The organism is Indolivaga macrotermitis (assembly GCF_900128985.1).
Classification (GTDB): Bacteria; Bacteroidota; Bacteroidia; order Bacteroidales; family Dysgonomonadaceae; genus Dysgonomonas_A; species Dysgonomonas_A macrotermitis.
The window spans coordinates 1-19,149 of the sequence record NZ_FQUC01000012.1; the positions used below are offsets into that span (position 1 = coordinate 1).

The window sequence follows — 19,149 nt, forward strand, 5'->3', positions numbered from 1 at the left end:
GACGGATAAGCCGGGTGATGATAGGTTATTTTTCAAAGAACGCGAACCTAATAGCTTGCCAAAGCTATATTTATTATATACCCTTACGGGCGCACCTGTAAATGGTCTGGGATTATTCGAATATCTGGAAGCGTTTTTCGAAAACAAGATAGAATATAAAACTTTTGCCATTTCCGAGTCGGCAACAATCAAAACCAATTCGGGCATAACCATTACCCTAGACGAAACTATAAATAACCTGAAAGGGAATGAGGCGGCATACGATGCCCTTGTATTTGCCTGCGGTGATGCCATAATATCGCTGGCAGAAAATATTGACAAGGCCTTCTGGCAGGATGCTTTTGCCGTAATCAATACATTTAACGAGCAAGGTAAGCTTCTGATAGGACATTGTGCCGGAGGGCTTATTTTCGATAAAACAGGTGTAACCAAAGGCAAAAAGGTAGCCGGGCATCCATATGCTCAAACAGCAATAGCAAATGGAACTCCTGTTGATAGCGAGTTTGTTATAGATAGCAACCTCTATACAGCACAAACCGAAAATACGCTCCACCTATTGATACCGGAGGTTGTAAAAGCTCTAAAATAAAGGATAAATACCAATAGATATAGCGGATAAAAGCAGATAAAATCTATCTTTGCCTGATAAGATTTTATCTGCTTATTAATTATGACCAAGAAAGAATACAAAGAAAAGTTCGACGAAGACGATGCTGTAGGCTGGCTGGCTATCGACCAAAAAGTAGAAGAAATATACGGTGACCAAAAGCCACGGCACTATGCGCCACCGCTTCATTACATACTGGGAGGGCAAGACCCTTTGGACGGGACGAGTATCTACGATTCGCACAAACAAGAGTTTCACCGCCACTTTGTAAGCTATGGTATGTCTGAATTGTATTACAATGAAGATGCCGCAGGAGCCGAATTCAGCAAATGGGGATTTGAATTTACATTCCGCTTGAAACCTTTTGACGAGGATGAGGAAGATCCCATCTGGGCTATCAATTTGATGAACAATCTGGCTCGTTATGTATTCGAGAGTGGAAAATGGTTCGAACCAAATCACTTTATTCCTGCAAACGGACCGATCAGGCTCGAATCGAAAAAAGATATCGGCATCGTAGGCATAGCTTTTACTCCCGATCCTGAGCTAGGCACAATACAAACACCCAACGGTGAAGTTGCTTTCCTGCAAATGGTAGGGCTTACAGCTAACGAACTGGAACGGTTGAAAGAAAACCCGAAAACGGGTGAAGTTGAAAAACTTCTTGACGAATTAAGAAAAGATAATCCTTTACTTATAACAGATCTGATGAGGCGATAAGCTTTATCAGATCTCTTTTTTCTCCCCCACCCCGATTGTAGATTTACCCATAGCCATTGTTGTGGGAATGAAGAACAAGACGGCTCCAACTATACAAACTATCAGCCCCGAGTAAATAAAAGCATTATTTAACCCGATTACTTCTGCAATAACCCCTGTCGCCAATAGTCCCGGTATAGACGGGGCAAGCGTAAGGCTGTCGTAAATGGAAAATGCACGGCCTAATACCGCCTGATCTATTTTAGTCTGTAAAATTACAGTAAAAGAACTGCTCCATATAGCTACAGCTATCCCCCCGATTCCGGTCAGTACGGCAAAAGTTATAAAACCAGTGGGAGGTAAAGCTCCCGAGAACAGAAAAGTAAGCCCGACTATAATACAGGTAACCGCAATCAGCACTACTTTATTGAACTGCTTCATCAGCTTGATGCCTACTAATGCACCACCTATAAGCATCCCTACTCCCCATGCTATTTCGACGACACTCATCTCATACGAACCACCCAGAAAATAATTGATTGTGAACAAAGGAAATAATGCCGAAACAGGTATTATAAAAAACATAACTATTACTTCGCAAAGAAACAGCCATGCAAGCCCCCGTTGCGAGAAGATGGCATGTAGGCCCACTTTTACTTCTTTCAGTATATTCCGTTCTTCATCATGTTCCTTCCTCTCGGGGTTCGGTATAAATACAAATAACAAGGAAATACACGCAATAGCTGCACCTATAACATCGAGCATCAATACGTATGTCATATCAAACAGGCTGATAAGCAATGCCGCAATAGCCGGCCCGGTAATACTGCTTACCGAATAGATCATCTGGTTGACTCCCGATATCCGCATAAGTTCACTTTCCGGTGCAAGCAACGGAATACTGGCTTGCATGGCCGGAGTATGAAAGGCGCTCCCTACCGATCGTAAAGCCAACAGAATATATATTTGCCAGACATCTACCGTACCCATATAGAACATCAATCCTAATACGGCTGTACATACAGCAATAAAAGTATCAGCCAGTATCATGGTCAGCTTACGGTTCCAACGATCGACAAACACACCCGAAAACAATCCCAATACAAGTTGGGGCAGCAATGAGGCCATCATCGCATAAGCCAACACTGTGGCCGACTTAGTGTGTAAACTCAACCAAAATACTACGGCATACCCTACTACAGAACTTGTTAAGGTCGAAAAGAACTGACCTGACCATATGATTGCAAACGTCTTTTTCCAATTATCCATACATCCACCTAAAAAAGGGCTACAAAGGTACTACTTTTATTGCAAACAGATACTATACACATATAACTAAAGGATATAACAATTGCCTGATAAACATTGTTAATCAGGCAATCATTTTAAAAACAATAAGATGTTTTGTTATTTGTTCCGGGGAAAATAAAATCCGCTATCGAACCGCTTTACAGCAGAACCTTCTGTAAGAATACTCCGGCAATCGCAATCGGGTGCAGGCTTCCACATGGGATAATATTCCCTCGACGAGCAAAGGTATTCGACTAACAGTTTTATAAAGATTCCGGCATCGTCGCGAATCCATCTTCGCAACTGAGCCACATCGTTGATATTTATCCCCTTGCTATTCTCGCTCTCGCGAATCGTAATTCCTTTGTTTACAATACTTGCCCAGTGAAAAGGCAACCCCTGATAAACAGCAAAAAACGCAAGTGCAGGAGCAATCTTTATTATCAGGTCGCTATTTTTTACCGAAAGCGTGTTCAGATTTATTTGGTCTTTCAACTCAGTCATCAACGATTCTCCAAGTACTGGAGCAAGATATAACTCCTGAGCAATAGAGATATAAGGCATAAATTCTGTAAGATCGGTATTACCCGTAACAGGCGAATGTAATTTAAATAATTCTTCGTTTATTAATGCAATAGGTGTGTACATAGTCAGGTATTTTATTAAATATTTTCGGATTGCTTTGTTTCGGACGGAGATTCTCCGGTTTCGTATTCCTTGATGCGTTTAATTACTTCCAGCTCTTTTATCCTTAAAGCTCCGTAGCCATTATTTATAGAGAATACATTCAGTATATCGAGTAGCTTACGACGCAGTTTGTGAATAACGGTAAAGTTGTAGAGTATAAACGAATTTATAATCTCGCCCGCATTTCCGCTTAAGTTACCCGATCCCGACAATCCGGCTAAAGTAGGAGACGAGAGGCGATGCGCCGAAATGATCTTCTGAAAAATAACATCATTCACGTTATTATACAGGTCGGCATTGCCACTGGCTGTAAAAGGAGTTACCTCGGGCTTTATATCCTGACTTTCGCCATACAATATCACAATGGAGTTAGCACCGTTCGTTCCGGCAAAAGAAGCCTGCATATCCCTGTTAAACTGGTCTTTGGCTTCATCGGCAGGATTACTTGGTATAGTTATAATCACGGATGGAGCAAATCCATTATTGATCGAATTCCGGTAAAAGCGTCCTAACAGCCCATCGGCCTCAATATAATTAAATGCAGAATAATAATGCGGTATAGGATAATAATCGAGTCCGGGCTCATAATCCTTGTAGTAATACAGATAAGGAACTCCAGACTGAAGGTCTTCCGCTCCATAAGCCTTTATTCCGGTAGGAGCATACTGTCCTGCGGTTTTTCTCCAGTCGTTGGAAAGATAAAAGCCAAGAGGCTCCCCATAGCTATTTGTATCCCCTACTCGTACTTTACTAAAATCGGTATGATAAAGGCTGGTACTCGCCCCGTTCTTATTTACAATTACCTGAAAACAAAATCCTCCGAAAGTCACATAGTCTTTTGCCAGTTTCTCGATAAGGCTATCCCAATCTTCCTGAGTATTAGGCTGTCCGCAATAGTTGGTATCATCTATTCCGGCTCCACATATATAAGTAACCTTATTTTCGATAATAGACTTGTTTACAGCCGATTCATTATTTAAATCAATAATCCGCTGAGGCAGGTTATTTCCTTCTCCATAATTAATCCATCCTCTGCTATTGCGGGTAAATTGCGGATAAGACGGAACCTGCGAAGCCAGATTTATAACCGAATATTTCATCGGTCGAGTTTGTGTTTGACGTTTTTGTTTCATTTCCAATATAGATTTTCGTTTTCTATATAGATAAATTCCGGGCAAAGAGGCTAAAGGATATCAAAATTCAGTCTGAAAGGAATATTTTTACATTTTTCCACCGAACTAATGTATTTTATCCCGAAAATCATTAACTTAACAGTCTGATTTCAGTAGCTTAACAAATTTTATTATAGGTTATACTTTTTGTTATTATGATCCTCGCACGGCTTACATTTTCCCTACTTATTTTGTTGTCCTTTTCGTTAATTTCGTGCAGGAAAGAAAAAGCTGTCGACGGATATAAATCCACCCATTACTTCTATTCTGTCGACCGTAGCAAAATTCTGTATGATGTTATCCCTTCAACCTCGTTAGAAAGCCTATGGAGGCAACAATATATAGAATTACCAGCCGATGCAGCTACATTCGAAGTCTTGAGCTCCGAATTTGCAAAAGACAAGAAGCGTATATTTTATACCTACAAAATAGTAATGAACGTCGACAGGAAGTCGTTCTACTGGGATTCGATTAACGAACTGCCGAAAGACCGCAGGCATGTTTATCTCCCCAAAACGGAAACAGACCATCTGGTTGTAATAAAATATGCAGACCCGAAAACATACGAACGGGTAGACTTGCCCATCAGCTGTAAAAAATGGTATAAAGACAGATACCATTACTTTTTCGACCACGAAAAAACAAACGCCAACGTAAGTACAATGAAATTCGATTCGCCATATCTGCCTCACGACAACCGGTATGTGTTTTATGAGAAGGATGGGAAAATATCAGCCCTATCCTACAAGGGAGAACTGACTGTCGCTAACGAAAAAATGGTTTATGATGAAGAACAGATAGTTTATATAGCCAATTGTGACAGTGCCGCTACTATAATTCCGTACAAAGACATCGAATCCTTACGTTTTTACGACAACGAGTACAATACTTTCAGCGTAGACAGCGTAGTTTATGTTACTGGATTGCAGATTACCGACAATAATGTGGATGCTGTCAGTTTCGAGATAGTGTCATTCCCCTACTGTAAAGATAAAAATCAGGTGTATTACAAGAATATCCCCATTTACGGATCAGACCCTAAGACCTTTGCCATTCTGGATGACCGATACGCAAAAGATAAGAAACATGTTTATACCAGAGGAAAGATTTTGCAAGGTTATAGCTCCGAAAAATTTGTCTCTGATAAATGGGGACGCTATCCGCCAGATTTCAATTACGGAAAGGATCCTGACAAGAAAGATTAACCGTTGATTTTTTCACTCCACGCACATAAAAAAGAAGCAAGCCAAAATTAGCCACTCCTAATACAATAGTTACCGGAAACATTAAAATGTTCCCTAGTATACCTAGCACCAACCCAACAATATTGTTTATAAAGATATCTCCTAAAGAGATTATTCTAGCTTGCTCCAGAGATGTAAGGGAGGAGGCAATAAAGCATCCGAGCAATTCTATAACGATACAGGTAAGAACAGATAATAACAATAACACCGGAACCGGCATTTTCTCTATCGGAAAAGCGCAATAAAGCACGCAATATCCAGAAATACACGCCACCGACATACCCACCATAAGATAATAGTTGGGAGAATCAGTTCCAAAAAACAGAATCGAATTTCCAACTATCAGGTTAAGGAGAATACAGACCAGAAGCACTGTATACTTGCTCATAATGAACGAAAATGATTAAAAATTAGATTTTACACGAAGGCTTTTGCGGCAAAGATATGCCCAAATAAGTCCACTTATAGCCCCCGACAAATGGCCTTCCCACGAAATACGCGTATCTTGAGGAAATACACCCCAAACCAGACCGGAGTACATAAAAGCTACTATTATAGATAGCAATATCAATTTCCAATTACGGCTTGCAATACCTCCAAATACCAGAAACGAAGCAAGTGCATAGATAACCCCACTTGCCCCTATATGCCATGCACCACGGCCGATAATCCAGGTAAGAATACCAGTTGTAATCCATAATAAGATAAAATACATAGACGCATTACGTTTATAAAACGAAAGCAATATGGTACTCAACACAAAAAAGGGTAATGTATTAGCTATCAAGTGTTCCCAATCGCCATGAATAAAGGGAGAAGTAAGTATACCTACCAGCCCATTCACAGAACGGGGCAAAATTCCCCATGTACTCAGGTCAATCCCTACGTACTGCACTGCCTCTATTATCCAGAAAATCACGACAAAAATAAAAGAATACTTAGCTGCCTGCAGTATACTGTTCTTCTTATAACGATCCATAGTAAACGGTATCTTTGAGTGTTGTTAAATATATAGTCCTTAAATCTTTATACGGACAATTTCCCCGTATGCAGGAGTTGAATCAAAAGCTTTATCGAAGGTTGTAATCCCTGCATATACTCTAGCACAATTAATTACCCCACCATGAGCAAAGATAAGGACATTAGAGAAATCCGCAACTTTAATTTCGTCTATAAAAGAAGCTACCCTACCATAAAGCATACGGAAAGACTCACCTCCTTCTGCCGGATGATTGATCCAATCTTCGTACCAAAGGGATATTTTACCATCATCAATATTATGCCATTCCTTCATTTCCCATTCGCCGAAATACATTTCTTTTAAACGGTCGGACAGAACCATACGATCTTCAAACCCACAATACCTCGCCAATTTTCTGCAACGGCTCAATGGACTGGAGTAAACAGCTTCAAACTGGACGCCTGCAAGCATTAGCTTAACGGCCTCTGCTTCTTCTTCAAAAGTCTCACACACAGGCACATTAGATTGACCATAGCAAATACCTTTAGGAACATTTACAGAAGTATGTCTCACGAAAAACAATTCCATAATTATATCATACAATAATAATTAATTAGAAAAATCAAATATCAACTCCAGAATTATAGACTACAATAGTATAGCCTAAATAAAACGAAAGTTCACAAAGAAGGAATAATGCCCCACAACAATCTCCAGTATAACCCCCTATTTTATTTCTCATCAGCCACGTTAAACCAAAGAATACCAAAACAGGCAATACAGCAACAGTCCAGACTATATATGGCAACAAAAGAACTAAAGGAAGAAGACCAAAAACAGCCGAAACAAGAAATGGATAAACAGCCATTTTATTATAAACGACCTTAGCCTTACTCGATTCTTCATTACGTGCATAAGGCAATCGCAAGGTTATTAATGACCCTATAAATTTACACAACGGGTCCGCCACCAATATTCCTATACAAGACCAGTACACAGGAATTAAAGACAGCGTCTGAAACAGCAAGAGATAATAAGAAATCAAGCCTAGAACGCCATAAGTACCAATATGAGAATCCTTCATAATAGCGAGAATACGCTCTTTGGAAGATCCACCCCCAAATCCGTCAAAAAAGTCAGCTAATCCATCTTCATGTAGAGCTCCGGTAATAAGCAAACGGCTTATAATAGCTAACACACATGCCACACCAAAAGGCATCACCAATGCTGCAAACCATAAGACACCGGCCATAACAGGAGCCGTAAGCCATCCTACGACAGCCCAATAGTTGATAACTTGCTTAAAATTCTCATCCGGAACTTTAAATATCCGCCAAAACGGTATGCGTGTAAAGAAAATAAGGGCAGCTGCAAGATTATTCATAAGAATTATATCGAAATCTTTGTAACAAAGATACAACATTAAGCCGTTTATCCACAGACAATCACTAGAAAATCAGACGTTCCTAAATTTGTATAAACAACTGAAAAAACGTACTATTGTATAATTTTAGAAGCTATACCTAGTTAATATGAAAACACTGACTATAATAATCACGATACTTACCCTCTTCACATCCTGTTCTGCGACTTATTTCTACTCAACAATAAATACAAATGATCCTTACACATATAAAGACGAATATGGCCGCTTTGTACAAGAAGGAGACAGCATAGATGTATTATACAGTTTTTATGGAGAAAATGCACCTATAACAATCTGTGTAGTAAATAAAATGTCTATCCCTATATATATCGATTGGCGAAGATCAGGCGTTGTCATAGATGATACTCCTTCTCCTTTCGCACCAAACTTTGACTCTGAATATGATCAAGATGATCTTATCAATTTCAATCTGTATATGAACAATCCTGACGGGCTGAGTTATATCCGTCCCTATTCCAGATACGAACAGAAAGTTATGGAATTAGCTAACTTCAACTTCCATCAGATACCAGATGAGCAATTTGTAAAGCGGGAAACCGAAGCAGACAGCAATGGGGAAAACAGGCTTCTAAACAGTTTACAATATACCGAAGCAGACAGCCCTCTCTTTATGAAAACATACTTGTCTATATATGAAGAATCATCATATATATCAGATCCTTTAATCTATGAATCGGATTTTTACATATCAGAACTAATCAAAGGTAAAAAATCTACAAAACCTGATTCTTTTCAGAACGGGCAGGGTGATATTTTCCTTGTAAAGCACAAAAAGGAAAAGAGATTAAAGAAAATAGGAGAAGGAACTTTAAAGGTAGCAGGCGTAACAGCAACAGTCATAGGCAATATTGCTATCTGGGCTCTGAACAGTAGTGGAGAACACTAATTCTATTAGTGCATAATTACAAAAATAAACAAAACTATAGACAAATAGAACACAGGATCACCACGAAGGTTCTACATGTATCAATATATCTGCTATTTCAGGCATCGCCTCTTTAATACTATCTTTAAGCCTATGGGCAATATCATGACCCTCTTTTACCGTTACATTCTTATCAACGATAATATGCAGATCAACGTAGTAGGTCATACCTGTTTTCCTTACACGGCATTTATCTGTATCTAAAACACCATCAATAGTCTTCGCAAATGTACAAACATTGGTTTCCATCTCATCATACATATCTTTGTCCATGATTTCGCCCAGTGCAGGTTTCAGAATACGATAACTATTGTATAAAATAATGAAAGATGCGAACAACGCTGCCCAGTCGTCAGCAGCCTCATATCCCTCTCCCATTATTAAAGCAACCGATATACCTATAAAAGCTGCCACTGATGTAATAGCATCGCTCCGATGATGCCAGGCATCAGCTCTCAGGGCGGTACTCTGCGTCAGTTTAGCTTTTCGGATAACCAATTGATAAGAAATTTCTTTCCAAATAATGATCGCACCCAGAATATATAAGGTAAATGGCTTCGGAACAGCATGCGGCGTACGGATATTGTCAATACTCTCATAAGCTATAATGGTAGCAGACACGATTAAGAAACCTACAACAACAAATGTAACCAGTGGTTCTATGCGTCCATGACCATAAGGGTGATTCTTATCCGCAGGTTTATTTGCATAACGGATTCCCAATAAAACTAAAAGAGAGGAGAAAATATCAGCTGTTGATTCTATAGCATCGGCTATCAGAGCATATGAGTTACCAAAATAACCAGCTAACCACTTTATTAATGCCAGAGCCGAATTACCGGCAATACTGAAGTATGTAGCCTTTATGGCTGTCTTTTCTTTTGTCATCAAATATTCACCATGAATATTCAACAAAGATACATTTTTAATTGTATAATGAATAGAAAATATAACAACATCATGAAAGAAAAAACCGGAAAGCAATAATCAATACGATTCGCTTCCCGGCTTTAATTTTAGCATGTCTTACTATACAAAAGTCTTGACAGAACCTTACAATAATGACAAACAATGCTTTGAATAAATAGTTGTTAGTGTGTTTGAAAAAGCATATGTACTGAAGATGCAAAATAGAACGATTCGTTGCATGAATAGTACTATTTTGTTGTATAAATATTATTAATTGACCGAAAGTATCGCAAGTATAACTATCCGACAAGACAAACCATAAAAATAGAACACTATAATAACGAAACGCAAGATAAACCCTACGTAATCAGATCACTAAAATTAACTTGATTGGTCTAAAATAGAAAGAATGAACTCACTGTATGTAGTTGATAGAGGATTACAAATATAGCAATAAATACCTGTACTACAAAACTTTAGCTAATGATAATCCGAAATAGATTAATAATAGTAATTTCATAAAAATCACTGTTTGGGAATGATAACCATTGATAACAAGCCATTTCAAGTGAACTTTCGACAATTTATACCAAAACTAAACTGCCTGAGATTTTGATAAAAGAGGTCAGGTAGGAATATTAATCAAAAAAACAGGACTCTCAACCCTCAATTAAACAAGTTAAAGCCGACAAGACAAATAACCATAAAATATTAATAACCAAACTTTTAATCAAACAGTATTAAAACATGGAGATGAAAGAGGTAAACATATCTGTATAATTTATCTCCAAAAAGAATTATAATAACAAATCTGATATTCAAGTTATTACCAAATAAGCAACAACAGCACCAATGAAGTATATAGAGTAGCCATACTTCAGGCAAATAAAAGAACCAAATTCAAGAACAATATCAAAACCATAATACCCTACTATTATATACAATTAGGTTTTCACGTAAAAACAATACTCTGCTTTAATAGAATTAAGACAGCAAATAACTAATTATCAAAATATTACAAAAAGTTAAACATGGAAATAATTTATAATAAACATATATCAACACGCATATATATCTATACCATATATACAAACAAAACAAGCAATCAATCATCACCTCAGAATACTAAATACATACATATATAAAAGTAGAATACAAACCATAATAGACTAATTATCAAAATATAGCCTAAACAAGAAGCAAATAAGTAATTTATCATCAAATATCGATACATCTTTCGTACTTTTGTGCCTGTTTATGAAATACAAAAGAAATAATGGAAAACAGTCTGAATAACTACTCCAAAGAAAGAATCAGAATAGGAGTACTCGCTTTTTATCTTCTCCAAGGGCTTTGCTTTGCAAGCTGGGCCAGCCGTATACCGGACATCAAAGACTATCTGGGAGTTAGCGATACCCGAATCTGGGGCTTAATCTTATTTCTCATCCCGGTCGGAAAATTTGCTGCTATCCCATTAGCCGGATATACAGTTTCGAAATTTGGCAGCCGTATTATGGTACAAATAAGCATTATAGGATATGGAACCGCTTTATTCCTAATCGGACTGAGTGCTAACATTTATATATTAGGAGCAAGTTTAGTTTTATTCGGCATATTTTGGAATCTCACCGACATATCGTTGAATACGCAAGGAATAGGTATTGAGAAACTTTTTGGACGCACTATAATGGCATCCTTCCACGGAACATGGAGTCTGGCTGCATGCTTCGGTGCATTAATCGGATTCGTCATGATTAATCTGCATATCTTCCAAACATATCATTTTACAGCAGTACTTATCTTTATGCTAATTGTCTGGTTAATCAACAGAAAGTATCTGCAAGATGATACCATAACTGAAAGTAAAGAAAATATTGAAGAAGTGCCCAGAGGTGAAAAAGAGAAAAAATTCAGAATGCCGGAAATGGTTTTACTCCAACTCGGACTTATCGGATTATTTGCCCTGATAGTGGAAAGTGCGATGTTCGATTGGGGAGGATTGTATTTCGAATCTATTGTACATGCTCCGCCAACACTACAGATCGGATTTCTTGTATTTATGGTTATGATGACAACCGGACGATTCCTTACTAATTTTGCATATAACCGTTTCGGGAAGAAAATAACAATACAGATTGCCGGTAGTTTTATATTTGCGGGCATGTTTATCGCAGGGCTTTTTCCCAGTGTTATCCCCTGCTCCATCGGTTTTATGCTGGTCGGTCTCGGTATCTCTTGCATAGTTCCAACGATATACAGTGTGGTAGGTGAAAAATCTAAAACAAAGACGAGCATAGCATTAACCATTTTATCTACGATCAGTTTTATCGGATCGCTCATAGCTCCGTTATTGATCGGATACATCTCCCACCTGAAGGATATGAAATATGCTTATATGGTAATCGGGGTCGTAGGTGCTCTTATTGTTGTGATGACTACATTCACTAATGCGATGAGCCCCGAGAAGAAATAAAATGAACATACGAGGAAACAAGTATCTTCGAAATAAAATGGTAGCGAAGCAAGTTTCCCCGTATGTCGGTTATAGACAAATCCTGCCATCACGGTTATAATTTGTAGAGTAAAGAGGTGAAAAAAACTTACTTACAAACCGGATTGTCCTTTTATTATTTATCGGATGATATCACTTTAACCAAATTATTATTAATTACCGTCCGTTGTTTTAACTAAGACAAAAGTAAATACGGTTGCAGGAAATAAAATTATTATTTTCGTTTATTTCATTAATCTATATTTCAGCAACTTACCCCAACAAAAGGAAATTAACTTTCTTTCCTGCACCTAAAACCGCAGTTTTTTGTAATTTTATTTCCATATTGAGTCAAGAAACTTATTTAGCCCTAAAAATGTTTATGCTTATATCATTTTTTTAAGTATCTAACCTAGAATAAATTTATCTTCGAAATATGGAAATAGACAATATAACGGAAGCTGCTCATCATGGACATGATGGTAAATCGGTGAGAAGGATTAGAGGCATAGTTGGTATAAGCCAGGCTGACCTTGCTATAAAGATAGACATGCAGGCTCCTAAACTCAGCAAGTTAGAAAAGATGAAAGAAATACCGACGAAAGATTTGGCTAAAATAGCTGAGGGGTTAGGTGTGTCTGTTGAGTTTATCCGGAATTTCGACAGTGAGTCTACGGTAAATTATATATTCTCTAACAATACTTTCAGCGGAGAATCTTCCTCCATCGGTAATCATCGTTATAACCAGACAGTGGATAACAGAACAATAAACCCTTTGGAAAAAGTAACCGAGCTGTATGAAAGAATATTGGAGCTGGAAAGAAAACTTGCCTATTACGAAAACCGAGAAAAGAAATAAGGTACATCGCTATAGAAAAAGGATTGAACCGTGATATTTGTCAATATCGGGCTCAATCCTTTTTTATTTGATACACGGCGCTTGATTAAATAACAAGCGATGCCAATATTTCGTCGGTCGGAATTTTTGCTGCACGACTGTTCATCGCAGCAAGTACATCTTCTTCCGTTCCCGTAAAAGGACCGAAAGCTTCGATTTTTATCGTTGCCATAGCAGCGGCAAACTTAGCAGCATCTTCCATGCTAGCACCCTTCGCCCTCTTATAAAGATAACCTGCCATATATGTATCACCACAACCTGTAGCATCTACAACATTGGCTTGGTAAGCCGGAATCATAGTGAAAGTCTGCCCATCATAAATTACCGATCCCATACTACCCAAGGTGAGTAATACTTCTTTCACTCCCCAACTATTGAGCAAACGTGCTGCTTTATACACATCGGTTGTTCCGGTAAGAACTTTCATCTCCAGTTCATTAGCTTTCAGCACATCTACGTATTTCAACACTTCGAGTTTATCAGCCCAATCGACAGGAAAAACTTTATCGCCACGCACTTCGCGGAGGTAGCCTTGACAATCGATCGAAATCTTTCCTCTCTTAGAAAGTTCTTCGACAAACTCATTCGAGAAATCGTCTGCCAGCAAAGCCCCTACATGAAAATAACTGGCATGTATATTGCCCATCGCTTCTATTATAAAAGGATCTGCTTTGGCCAAAACACGTTGGGTACGATTATCCTGATTTTCTCCATATGTATTTTCGAAGTAAACACTATTTTGACAAAGCATTACTTCTACTTTTATCCCTTTAGCTCGCAGAATTTCTACTGCTTTCAGTTCCGATTCGGCTAAACCGGTTACCAGAATGTAATCAGAGTTGAGTTTACTGACGGCATGCGAAAAGTAAAATGATGCCCCACCCGACATATAAACGGTTTCTTTTGGAGTAACTACCTTATCAAGGGTTAAGTGCCCGACACAACAAATTTCGTAATTATGCATTATTGATTATTCAAATATTCAAAATAGCTACAAAGATACATTCAATCGGGCAAAAACCGGTTATCAAAGCATCCTTTATTTTTTAATGACACCGGAGATGAATACTTTAACAAATTACTATCATCTAGATATCAACACAATAGAAAATAAATCACTTTAAACTTACTTTTAACATGAACAATTTATGCCCAATATAAGTTATTGATATAAATAAGCACGAATTTTTATTTCACAAAACATTTTTTTGTAATACAAACCGACATCGATGACCGAGTTGTGAATATACAGCGGCTACCTATGTCAGTTAATAATATTTAGAAAACATTTTCAATTCATTCTCCATAATAGTAGTACATAGTTTCTACAATATCTAAAATTCCTTGGCTGCGATTGTCAGGGAATTTTTTTATACATTCTTCCATTATAGAAACGTGCTCTCGTTTTTTTGACTATATTTGCAACTAGTTATGGTGGTGAATTTGTCATCCGGCAAATTTACTGAAAAGGGAATCAGGTGAAAGTCCTGAACAGACCCGCTGCTGTAATCTCTATACAAGTCCCCGGACACTACTTAATTCCACTGTTTACCAAAACATGAAACGGGAAGGACGTCCGAAGGATAGAGAAAAGTCAGAAGACCTGCCATATAAATAGAAGTACAAAGCTTTCGGGAAATAAAGCTGAAGACGTCGGATATACAGATTATCAGTAACATATTTTGATTTGTACGAATTGTGAAGCAACCTCACAATCGGTCTGTTCTCATCTTCATAAATATCGCTGTCCCGAAACCTTTTTCAGTAATGAGGTTTATTTTTCTATAGATATTACTTTTATTTGACTAAATGTGAAGGGATATACAGCTAAGAAATATTCCAACATAGTGTTTTAGTATTAGGAAAACCCTAAGCAGGGATTGCTTGGGGTTTTCTGTGTTTCGTATAAAAGAAAAATATATTTTCTTCTCTTATTAATCATTACTTAAATAAAATTCAACAATTGATTTTAGTTCTTTGGCATACTTGTAAATATCATTAAGAGATTCTATTTTATTTTTAGTCTCAACTTTATTATCATCAAAAGTAGCGATATACTTTACTGTAGGAGAATTAAAGTATAATCGACATACAGGTTTCCTATTATTATCATCAAATAATACCCCGAAATAAGAATTAGTATCACGGTCTACAATCCTATTAATATCTACAATCTCATATAAAATAGCACGAACAATATTAAATCCATCAACTTCATCCTTTGTTGTCACTATTTTTCCATCTTCAGACATAAATACAACATTATCTGGCAAAACGGGTGCAGCTTCTTCTTTTGGTTTCTCTTCTTGAATACTCTCTGTCTTCAACGCCGTCTTCAACCTATCCGATATTGTATCACTAATCAGTCCTGCAACAGATTTTTTCACAAGAGTAGTAAATTGATCCAGTATTTTTGCAGTAATAGTTCCATCATATACTTGTTTAGCCAATAATTTTACAAACTCTGGACTTGGATTAGCAAATTCCTGACTTAATACATTTTTCAGCTCACTTGTATACTTCAATTCATTGGCAGAACTAAGTATATTATCGACATCAAAATATGCTTTATGAAACTTTTTCAATTCTTCGATATGGTTACTTTTCAAATCATTCAGGTTTATCTCCAGAAAAGGTTTCTCATCCATTTTATTAGGTATCTCAAGATCAGTATAAAACCTAAAAATGATGCCATTTGTTAGTAATCCAAATTTGGCATTAGATACATGAAAATATCGTAGTAACTGATTATCATGCAACGTAAGATCTTGCTTCCAATGTTTACACTCAATTAAGATTATAGGTTGTCCATCTTTAAAAATTGCATAATCAATCTTTTCCCCTTTTTTTGTGCCTATATCGCACGTAAACTCAGGCATCACTTCTAATGGATTGAATACATCATATCCCATAGCTTGAAGAAAAGGCATTATTAAAGCATTCTTCGTAGCTTCTTCTGTTTGAAGATTATCTTTCACTTTGTCAACCCTATCTGCCAACTGTTTAATCGCATCTTTAAAGTCCATAATGTTGCTTTTTTAATTTGTATAATTTCAGCTTGTATCAAACACATAAAATACAACAAACAGAATAAAAGGCATTCACTTGTGTAGATTGTTTCTAATATAAGGGATTACGTTTTCCAGTTTGTGTATTATGCACAAAGATATATTTTTTGCTTCATTATAAATTTTCTCTCCCTTAAAATTTTTATCCAAATAAATTTGAAAATTCAAAATTAACAATAACTTTGCATTTCAAAGTTCTTTTATTATAATTATACTTTTAAAATAACTCTCTAAAATATCGATCATGAAAGTAAAGATGATTCTACCTGCATTAACAGAGGCCGAAAGTCCATTATGGAGACCTATCAAATATTCACTTTTTCCACCTCTGGGTTTAGCTACACTCGCGGCTTACCTCTCTCCCGATGATGAAGTGGATCTTCAGGACCAGCATGTAGAAGTGCTGAATCTGGACGACGAACCCGACCTTGTTCTCATTCAGGTTTATATCACCAATGCTTATCGTGCTTACCGTATAGCCGACCATTACAGGGAAAAAGGTGCATACGTGATTCTCGGAGGGTTACATGTCACCGCCCTGCCCGATGAGGCAGCAGCACATGCCGACAGTATTTTTCTGGGACCTGCCGAAGAATCGTTTCCTCGTTTTCTGCAAGATTTCAGGAACAAAGTTCCACAGAAAATATACCGATCGACCATCCGCACCCTGCACAATATTCCGAAAATAAGACGAGACCTTATAAAACGTAACCGCTATCTTGTACCCAATTCGATTGTAGTAACCAGAGGTTGTCCTCATCATTGCGATTTTTGTTATAAAGATGCATTTTACGAAGGAGGCAAATCGTTCTACACACAATTGGTCGACGATGCGCTAGCCGAAATAGATGCTTTACCCGGCAAACACCTGTATTTTCTGGATGATCATCTCCTAGGAAACAAGAAATTTGCTTCCGAACTTTTCGAAGGTATGCAAGGAATGAACCGGGTATTTCAGGGAGCAGCAACTATAGCGTCTATTCTCGATGGAGACCTGATAGAAAAAGCGGCTAAAGCCGGACTACGCAGTGTTTTCGTGGGCTTCGAAACATTTTCGCACGAAAACCTGAAAATGAGCAACAAAAAACAAAATCTGGCACGGGATTATACCGAAGCGGTTGAGCGACTACATTCATTGGGAATAATGATAAACGGCAGCTTTGTATTCGGGCTCGACCACGACGATAAAGATGTGTTCAAACGTACTGTGGACTGGGGTGTGCAAAACGCAATTACTACTTCTACTTTCCATATCCTCACACCCTACCCCGGTACCCGTTTGTTTAACGATATGGAACAGGCACGGCGTATAACTTCCCGAAACTGGGATCTGTATGATACTCGCCACGTAGTTTACCGCACTACTAATCTCACTATAAAAGAACTGGAAGAAGGATACAACTGGGCATACGACGAGTTCTACTCGTGGTCGAATATATTCGAGGCATCGTGGCAACACGATTCTTTGAAACACAAACTTAAACATCTTTTTTATACAGGAGGCTGGAAGAAATTCGAACCTCTCTGGAATTTTATTATCAAAACGGGAGGACTAAATACCATGTTGCCGCTTTTGGAATCAATCCTGTCTAAAGTGAATCAGAAGGAAACAAAACATTCTGAAATAATTCAGCCTTCTATTATCCAATAAGTTTAAATATAAAAAATCACTTTTAATCATCAGATAATCATGGAATTTCTATTTATTATATTAATCCTTATGATACAATCGGCGGTATGTATTCTCGACTTCATGTGTTATTACTGTACTAAAAAGAGATTCCATTTTTTGATAACAATACCGATAGAGCTCATATCTTTCTTATTAATACCTGCACTAGCAATCCTGTTTGAATTTACCAAAGAGTTGGAACAAACTATTACCGTCGAAGCATTTTACAGTATAAGCGTACTTTGCATTATTTTTTATTTTGTATCAACATACTTTAAGAATGTATTTTCTCTACTGACCGAATCCCTTTTCTTTATATTCATATTAGCCGGTTGGGTTTTCAACATCATCATAACCATCTTGTTAATATCTAAAACAGAGCATCTGGAAGGTCTTCTCCTTTTCATTTTATTTATAGGGAGCACACCTATATTTTTCTTACTTACCCGGGGATTGATAAAAAGCGGAAAGCGATGCTCCAAAGCTTATAAGTGGAATAAATTTTATGGAACTTATTCGAACCTTTAACTTAAACAAATATGGGATTCATCTTTTTTTCTTCATATTCGGTCAAACAGTTATCTGGGTCATGGATTTCATTATTTATTATAAAACTAATTATCGGATTCCTTTTATACTCAAGCTACCTTTCGAAGTTGTGATACTTATTGTATATCCTTGGATAGCCATAGAAATGAATTTAACCGAACCTTTAGAATCAATACTATCGAAAGAGTTATTTATATTTCTGTTGCATAGCATCTTACTTTGTATCGTCATACAAAAAAGAAACTGCACCGGTACCTGTCCAATACGTTTTCATCTTATTCCTGATAATTGCATTTATTCTGAACTTCGTTATGTTTATAACAATCTTTGTAAAAGACGAATTTCTTGGTCTCGTTTTGGCTGTATTTGCAAACATTCCTTTATTCATAGTTCTTTCGACAGCTTTACTTGAGCAATACAGAAAACATGTCGAATACGAAGATTCTACCAATACCGACTCTTAATAAAAACTATCACCCAACCTATCTTCCATTGTATAGATAAAATTTTTATACCAATGGATAAAAATA

Annotated in this window: 19 protein-coding genes and 1 riboswitch; of the genes, 9 read left to right on the forward strand and 10 right to left on the reverse strand. The window is 37.3% G+C overall.

Annotated elements, in window-relative coordinates; all coding sequences use genetic code 11:
• Nucleotides 1–55 precede the first annotated feature (55 nt).
• Both BUC12_RS14300 and BUC12_RS14305 read left to right on the forward strand, forming a co-directional pair.
• Entirely contained in the window at nucleotides 56–589 is a 534-nt protein-coding gene (locus BUC12_RS14300) for a DJ-1/PfpI family protein (RefSeq protein WP_073357327.1), read from the forward strand.
• Nucleotides 590–670: 81 nt separating this feature from the next.
• Entirely contained in the window at nucleotides 671–1,327 is a 657-nt protein-coding gene (locus BUC12_RS14305; protein ID WP_062180993.1) for a suppressor of fused domain protein, read from the forward strand.
• Nucleotides 1,328–1,333: 6 nt separating this feature from the next.
• Here the strand turns inward: BUC12_RS14305 and BUC12_RS14310 are convergent, their stop codons facing one another.
• The 3 genes from BUC12_RS14310 to BUC12_RS14320 all read right to left on the reverse strand — a co-directional run bounded on the left by BUC12_RS14310 (nucleotide 1,334) and on the right by BUC12_RS14320 (nucleotide 4,383).
• Nucleotides 1,334–2,575 (reverse strand): MFS transporter, encoded by a 1,242-nt coding sequence (locus BUC12_RS14310; RefSeq protein ID WP_062180990.1) that lies wholly within the window; start codon nucleotides 2,573–2,575, stop codon nucleotides 1,334–1,336.
• A 138-nt stretch (nucleotides 2,576–2,713) separates the two neighbouring features.
• Nucleotides 2,714–3,244, reverse strand: coding sequence for a DUF6712 family protein (locus BUC12_RS14315; RefSeq protein WP_062180987.1), 531 nt, complete (start codon nucleotides 3,242–3,244; stop codon nucleotides 2,714–2,716).
• 14 nt (nucleotides 3,245–3,258) lie between these two features.
• Entirely contained in the window at nucleotides 3,259–4,383 is a 1,125-nt protein-coding gene (locus BUC12_RS14320; protein ID WP_244893475.1) for a phage portal family protein, read from the reverse strand.
• A gap of 227 nt (nucleotides 4,384–4,610) precedes the next feature.
• On the opposite strand from BUC12_RS14320, the gene BUC12_RS14325 reads away from it, so the two are divergent.
• On the forward strand, nucleotides 4,611–5,660 hold the full coding sequence (locus tag BUC12_RS14325) for a DKNYY domain-containing protein (RefSeq protein ID WP_062180981.1): 1,050 nt from the start codon (nucleotides 4,611–4,613) through the stop codon (nucleotides 5,658–5,660).
• Here BUC12_RS14325 and BUC12_RS19890 read toward each other — a convergent pair.
• Genes BUC12_RS19890 through cobS form a run of 4 tightly spaced genes read right to left on the reverse strand, consistent with a single transcriptional unit; the run spans nucleotide 5,626 to nucleotide 8,044 of the window.
• Nucleotides 5,626–6,087, reverse strand: a complete 462-nt coding sequence (locus tag BUC12_RS19890) for a hypothetical protein (protein WP_074877042.1) — start codon at nucleotides 6,085–6,087, stop codon at nucleotides 5,626–5,628. The genes BUC12_RS14325 and BUC12_RS19890 overlap by 35 nt on opposite strands.
• Before the next feature lie 15 nt (nucleotides 6,088–6,102).
• A complete protein-coding gene (locus tag BUC12_RS14335; RefSeq protein ID WP_062180978.1) occupies nucleotides 6,103–6,678 on the reverse strand; it encodes a rhomboid family intramembrane serine protease in 576 nt (191 codons plus the stop codon).
• A gap of 39 nt (nucleotides 6,679–6,717) precedes the next feature.
• Nucleotides 6,718–7,248: an alpha-ribazole phosphatase gene (cobC, locus tag BUC12_RS14340; protein ID WP_062180975.1), complete on the reverse strand. Its 531-nt coding sequence runs from the start codon at nucleotides 7,246–7,248 to the stop codon at nucleotides 6,718–6,720.
• A 34-nt stretch (nucleotides 7,249–7,282) separates the two neighbouring features.
• Nucleotides 7,283–8,044, reverse strand: a complete 762-nt coding sequence (cobS, locus tag BUC12_RS14345; RefSeq protein ID WP_062181005.1) for an adenosylcobinamide-GDP ribazoletransferase — start codon at nucleotides 8,042–8,044, stop codon at nucleotides 7,283–7,285.
• Between the two features lie 148 nt (nucleotides 8,045–8,192).
• Between cobS and BUC12_RS14350 the strand changes: the two genes are divergently transcribed.
• A complete protein-coding gene (locus tag BUC12_RS14350; protein WP_062180972.1) occupies nucleotides 8,193–8,993 on the forward strand; it encodes a hypothetical protein in 801 nt (266 codons plus the stop codon).
• A 57-nt stretch (nucleotides 8,994–9,050) separates the two neighbouring features.
• Here BUC12_RS14350 and BUC12_RS14355 read toward each other — a convergent pair whose 3' ends face one another.
• On the reverse strand, nucleotides 9,051–9,920 hold the full coding sequence (locus tag BUC12_RS14355) for a cation diffusion facilitator family transporter (RefSeq protein ID WP_062180969.1): 870 nt from the start codon (nucleotides 9,918–9,920) through the stop codon (nucleotides 9,051–9,053).
• A 1,309-nt stretch (nucleotides 9,921–11,229) separates the two neighbouring features.
• Here BUC12_RS14355 and BUC12_RS14360 point away from each other — a divergent pair.
• Both BUC12_RS14360 and BUC12_RS14365 read left to right on the forward strand, forming a co-directional pair.
• Entirely contained in the window at nucleotides 11,230–12,414 is a 1,185-nt protein-coding gene (locus tag BUC12_RS14360; RefSeq protein ID WP_175552635.1) for an MFS transporter, read from the forward strand.
• A gap of 454 nt (nucleotides 12,415–12,868) precedes the next feature.
• Nucleotides 12,869–13,291, forward strand: a complete 423-nt coding sequence (locus BUC12_RS14365) for a helix-turn-helix domain-containing protein (RefSeq protein ID WP_062180962.1) — start codon at nucleotides 12,869–12,871, stop codon at nucleotides 13,289–13,291.
• Between the two features lie 85 nt (nucleotides 13,292–13,376).
• Here the strand turns inward: BUC12_RS14365 and BUC12_RS14370 are convergent, their stop codons facing one another.
• Nucleotides 13,377–14,294, reverse strand: coding sequence for a PfkB family carbohydrate kinase (locus tag BUC12_RS14370; protein ID WP_062180959.1), 918 nt, complete (start codon nucleotides 14,292–14,294; stop codon nucleotides 13,377–13,379).
• Between the two features lie 451 nt (nucleotides 14,295–14,745).
• Nucleotides 14,746–14,955: riboswitch (cobalamin riboswitch) on the forward strand.
• Nucleotides 14,956–15,264: 309 nt separating this feature from the next.
• Nucleotides 15,265–16,356 carry a type I restriction endonuclease gene (locus BUC12_RS14375; protein ID WP_062180955.1) on the reverse strand — a complete coding sequence of 364 codons (1,092 nt, stop codon included), beginning with the start codon at nucleotides 16,354–16,356 and terminating at the stop codon, nucleotides 15,265–15,267.
• A 286-nt stretch (nucleotides 16,357–16,642) separates the two neighbouring features.
• Here BUC12_RS14375 and BUC12_RS14380 point away from each other — a divergent pair, with 286 nt between their 5' ends.
• From BUC12_RS14380 to BUC12_RS20100, 3 genes are all read left to right on the forward strand, one after another.
• Nucleotides 16,643–18,049 carry a B12-binding domain-containing radical SAM protein gene (locus BUC12_RS14380; RefSeq protein ID WP_062180952.1) on the forward strand — a complete coding sequence of 469 codons (1,407 nt, stop codon included), beginning with the start codon at nucleotides 16,643–16,645 and terminating at the stop codon, nucleotides 18,047–18,049.
• Nucleotides 18,050–18,088: 39 nt separating this feature from the next.
• Entirely contained in the window at nucleotides 18,089–18,598 is a 510-nt protein-coding gene (locus tag BUC12_RS14385; protein WP_062180949.1) for a hypothetical protein, read from the forward strand.
• 332 nt (nucleotides 18,599–18,930) lie between these two features.
• Nucleotides 18,931–19,083, forward strand: coding sequence for a hypothetical protein (locus tag BUC12_RS20100; RefSeq protein WP_157257539.1), 153 nt, complete (start codon nucleotides 18,931–18,933; stop codon nucleotides 19,081–19,083).
• Nucleotides 19,084–19,149 lie beyond the last annotated feature (66 nt).

Bases quoted from the DNA above. Each gene is read 5' to 3' on its own strand.
- BUC12_RS14305 (WP_062180993.1), top strand. From the start codon at position 671: ATGACCAAGAAAGAATACAAAGAAAAGTTCGACGAAGACGATGCTGTA.
- BUC12_RS14310 (WP_062180990.1), bottom strand. From the start codon at position 2,575: ATGGATAATTGGAAAAAGACGTTTGCAATCATATGGTCAGGTCAGTTC.
- BUC12_RS14315 (WP_062180987.1), bottom strand. From the start codon at position 3,244: ATGTACACACCTATTGCATTAATAAACGAAGAATTATTTAAATTACAT.
- BUC12_RS14320 (WP_244893475.1), bottom strand. From the start codon at position 4,383: ATGAAATATTCGGTTATAAATCTGGCTTCGCAGGTTCCGTCTTATCCG.
- BUC12_RS14325 (WP_062180981.1), top strand. From the start codon at position 4,611: ATGATCCTCGCACGGCTTACATTTTCCCTACTTATTTTGTTGTCCTTT.
- BUC12_RS19890 (WP_074877042.1), bottom strand. From the start codon at position 6,087: ATGAGCAAGTATACAGTGCTTCTGGTCTGTATTCTCCTTAACCTGATA.
- BUC12_RS14335 (WP_062180978.1), bottom strand. From the start codon at position 6,678: ATGGATCGTTATAAGAAGAACAGTATACTGCAGGCAGCTAAGTATTCT.
- cobC (WP_062180975.1), bottom strand. From the start codon at position 7,248: ATGGAATTGTTTTTCGTGAGACATACTTCTGTAAATGTTCCTAAAGGT.
- cobS (WP_062181005.1), bottom strand. From the start codon at position 8,044: ATGAATAATCTTGCAGCTGCCCTTATTTTCTTTACACGCATACCGTTT.
- BUC12_RS14350 (WP_062180972.1), top strand. From the start codon at position 8,193: ATGAAAACACTGACTATAATAATCACGATACTTACCCTCTTCACATCC.
- BUC12_RS14355 (WP_062180969.1), bottom strand. From the start codon at position 9,920: ATGACAAAAGAAAAGACAGCCATAAAGGCTACATACTTCAGTATTGCC.
- BUC12_RS14365 (WP_062180962.1), top strand. From the start codon at position 12,869: ATGGAAATAGACAATATAACGGAAGCTGCTCATCATGGACATGATGGT.
- BUC12_RS14370 (WP_062180959.1), bottom strand. From the start codon at position 14,294: ATGCATAATTACGAAATTTGTTGTGTCGGGCACTTAACCCTTGATAAG.
- BUC12_RS14375 (WP_062180955.1), bottom strand. From the start codon at position 16,356: ATGGACTTTAAAGATGCGATTAAACAGTTGGCAGATAGGGTTGACAAA.
- BUC12_RS14380 (WP_062180952.1), top strand. From the start codon at position 16,643: ATGAAAGTAAAGATGATTCTACCTGCATTAACAGAGGCCGAAAGTCCA.
- BUC12_RS14385 (WP_062180949.1), top strand. From the start codon at position 18,089: ATGGAATTTCTATTTATTATATTAATCCTTATGATACAATCGGCGGTA.
- BUC12_RS20100 (WP_157257539.1), top strand. From the start codon at position 18,931: ATGTTTATAACAATCTTTGTAAAAGACGAATTTCTTGGTCTCGTTTTG.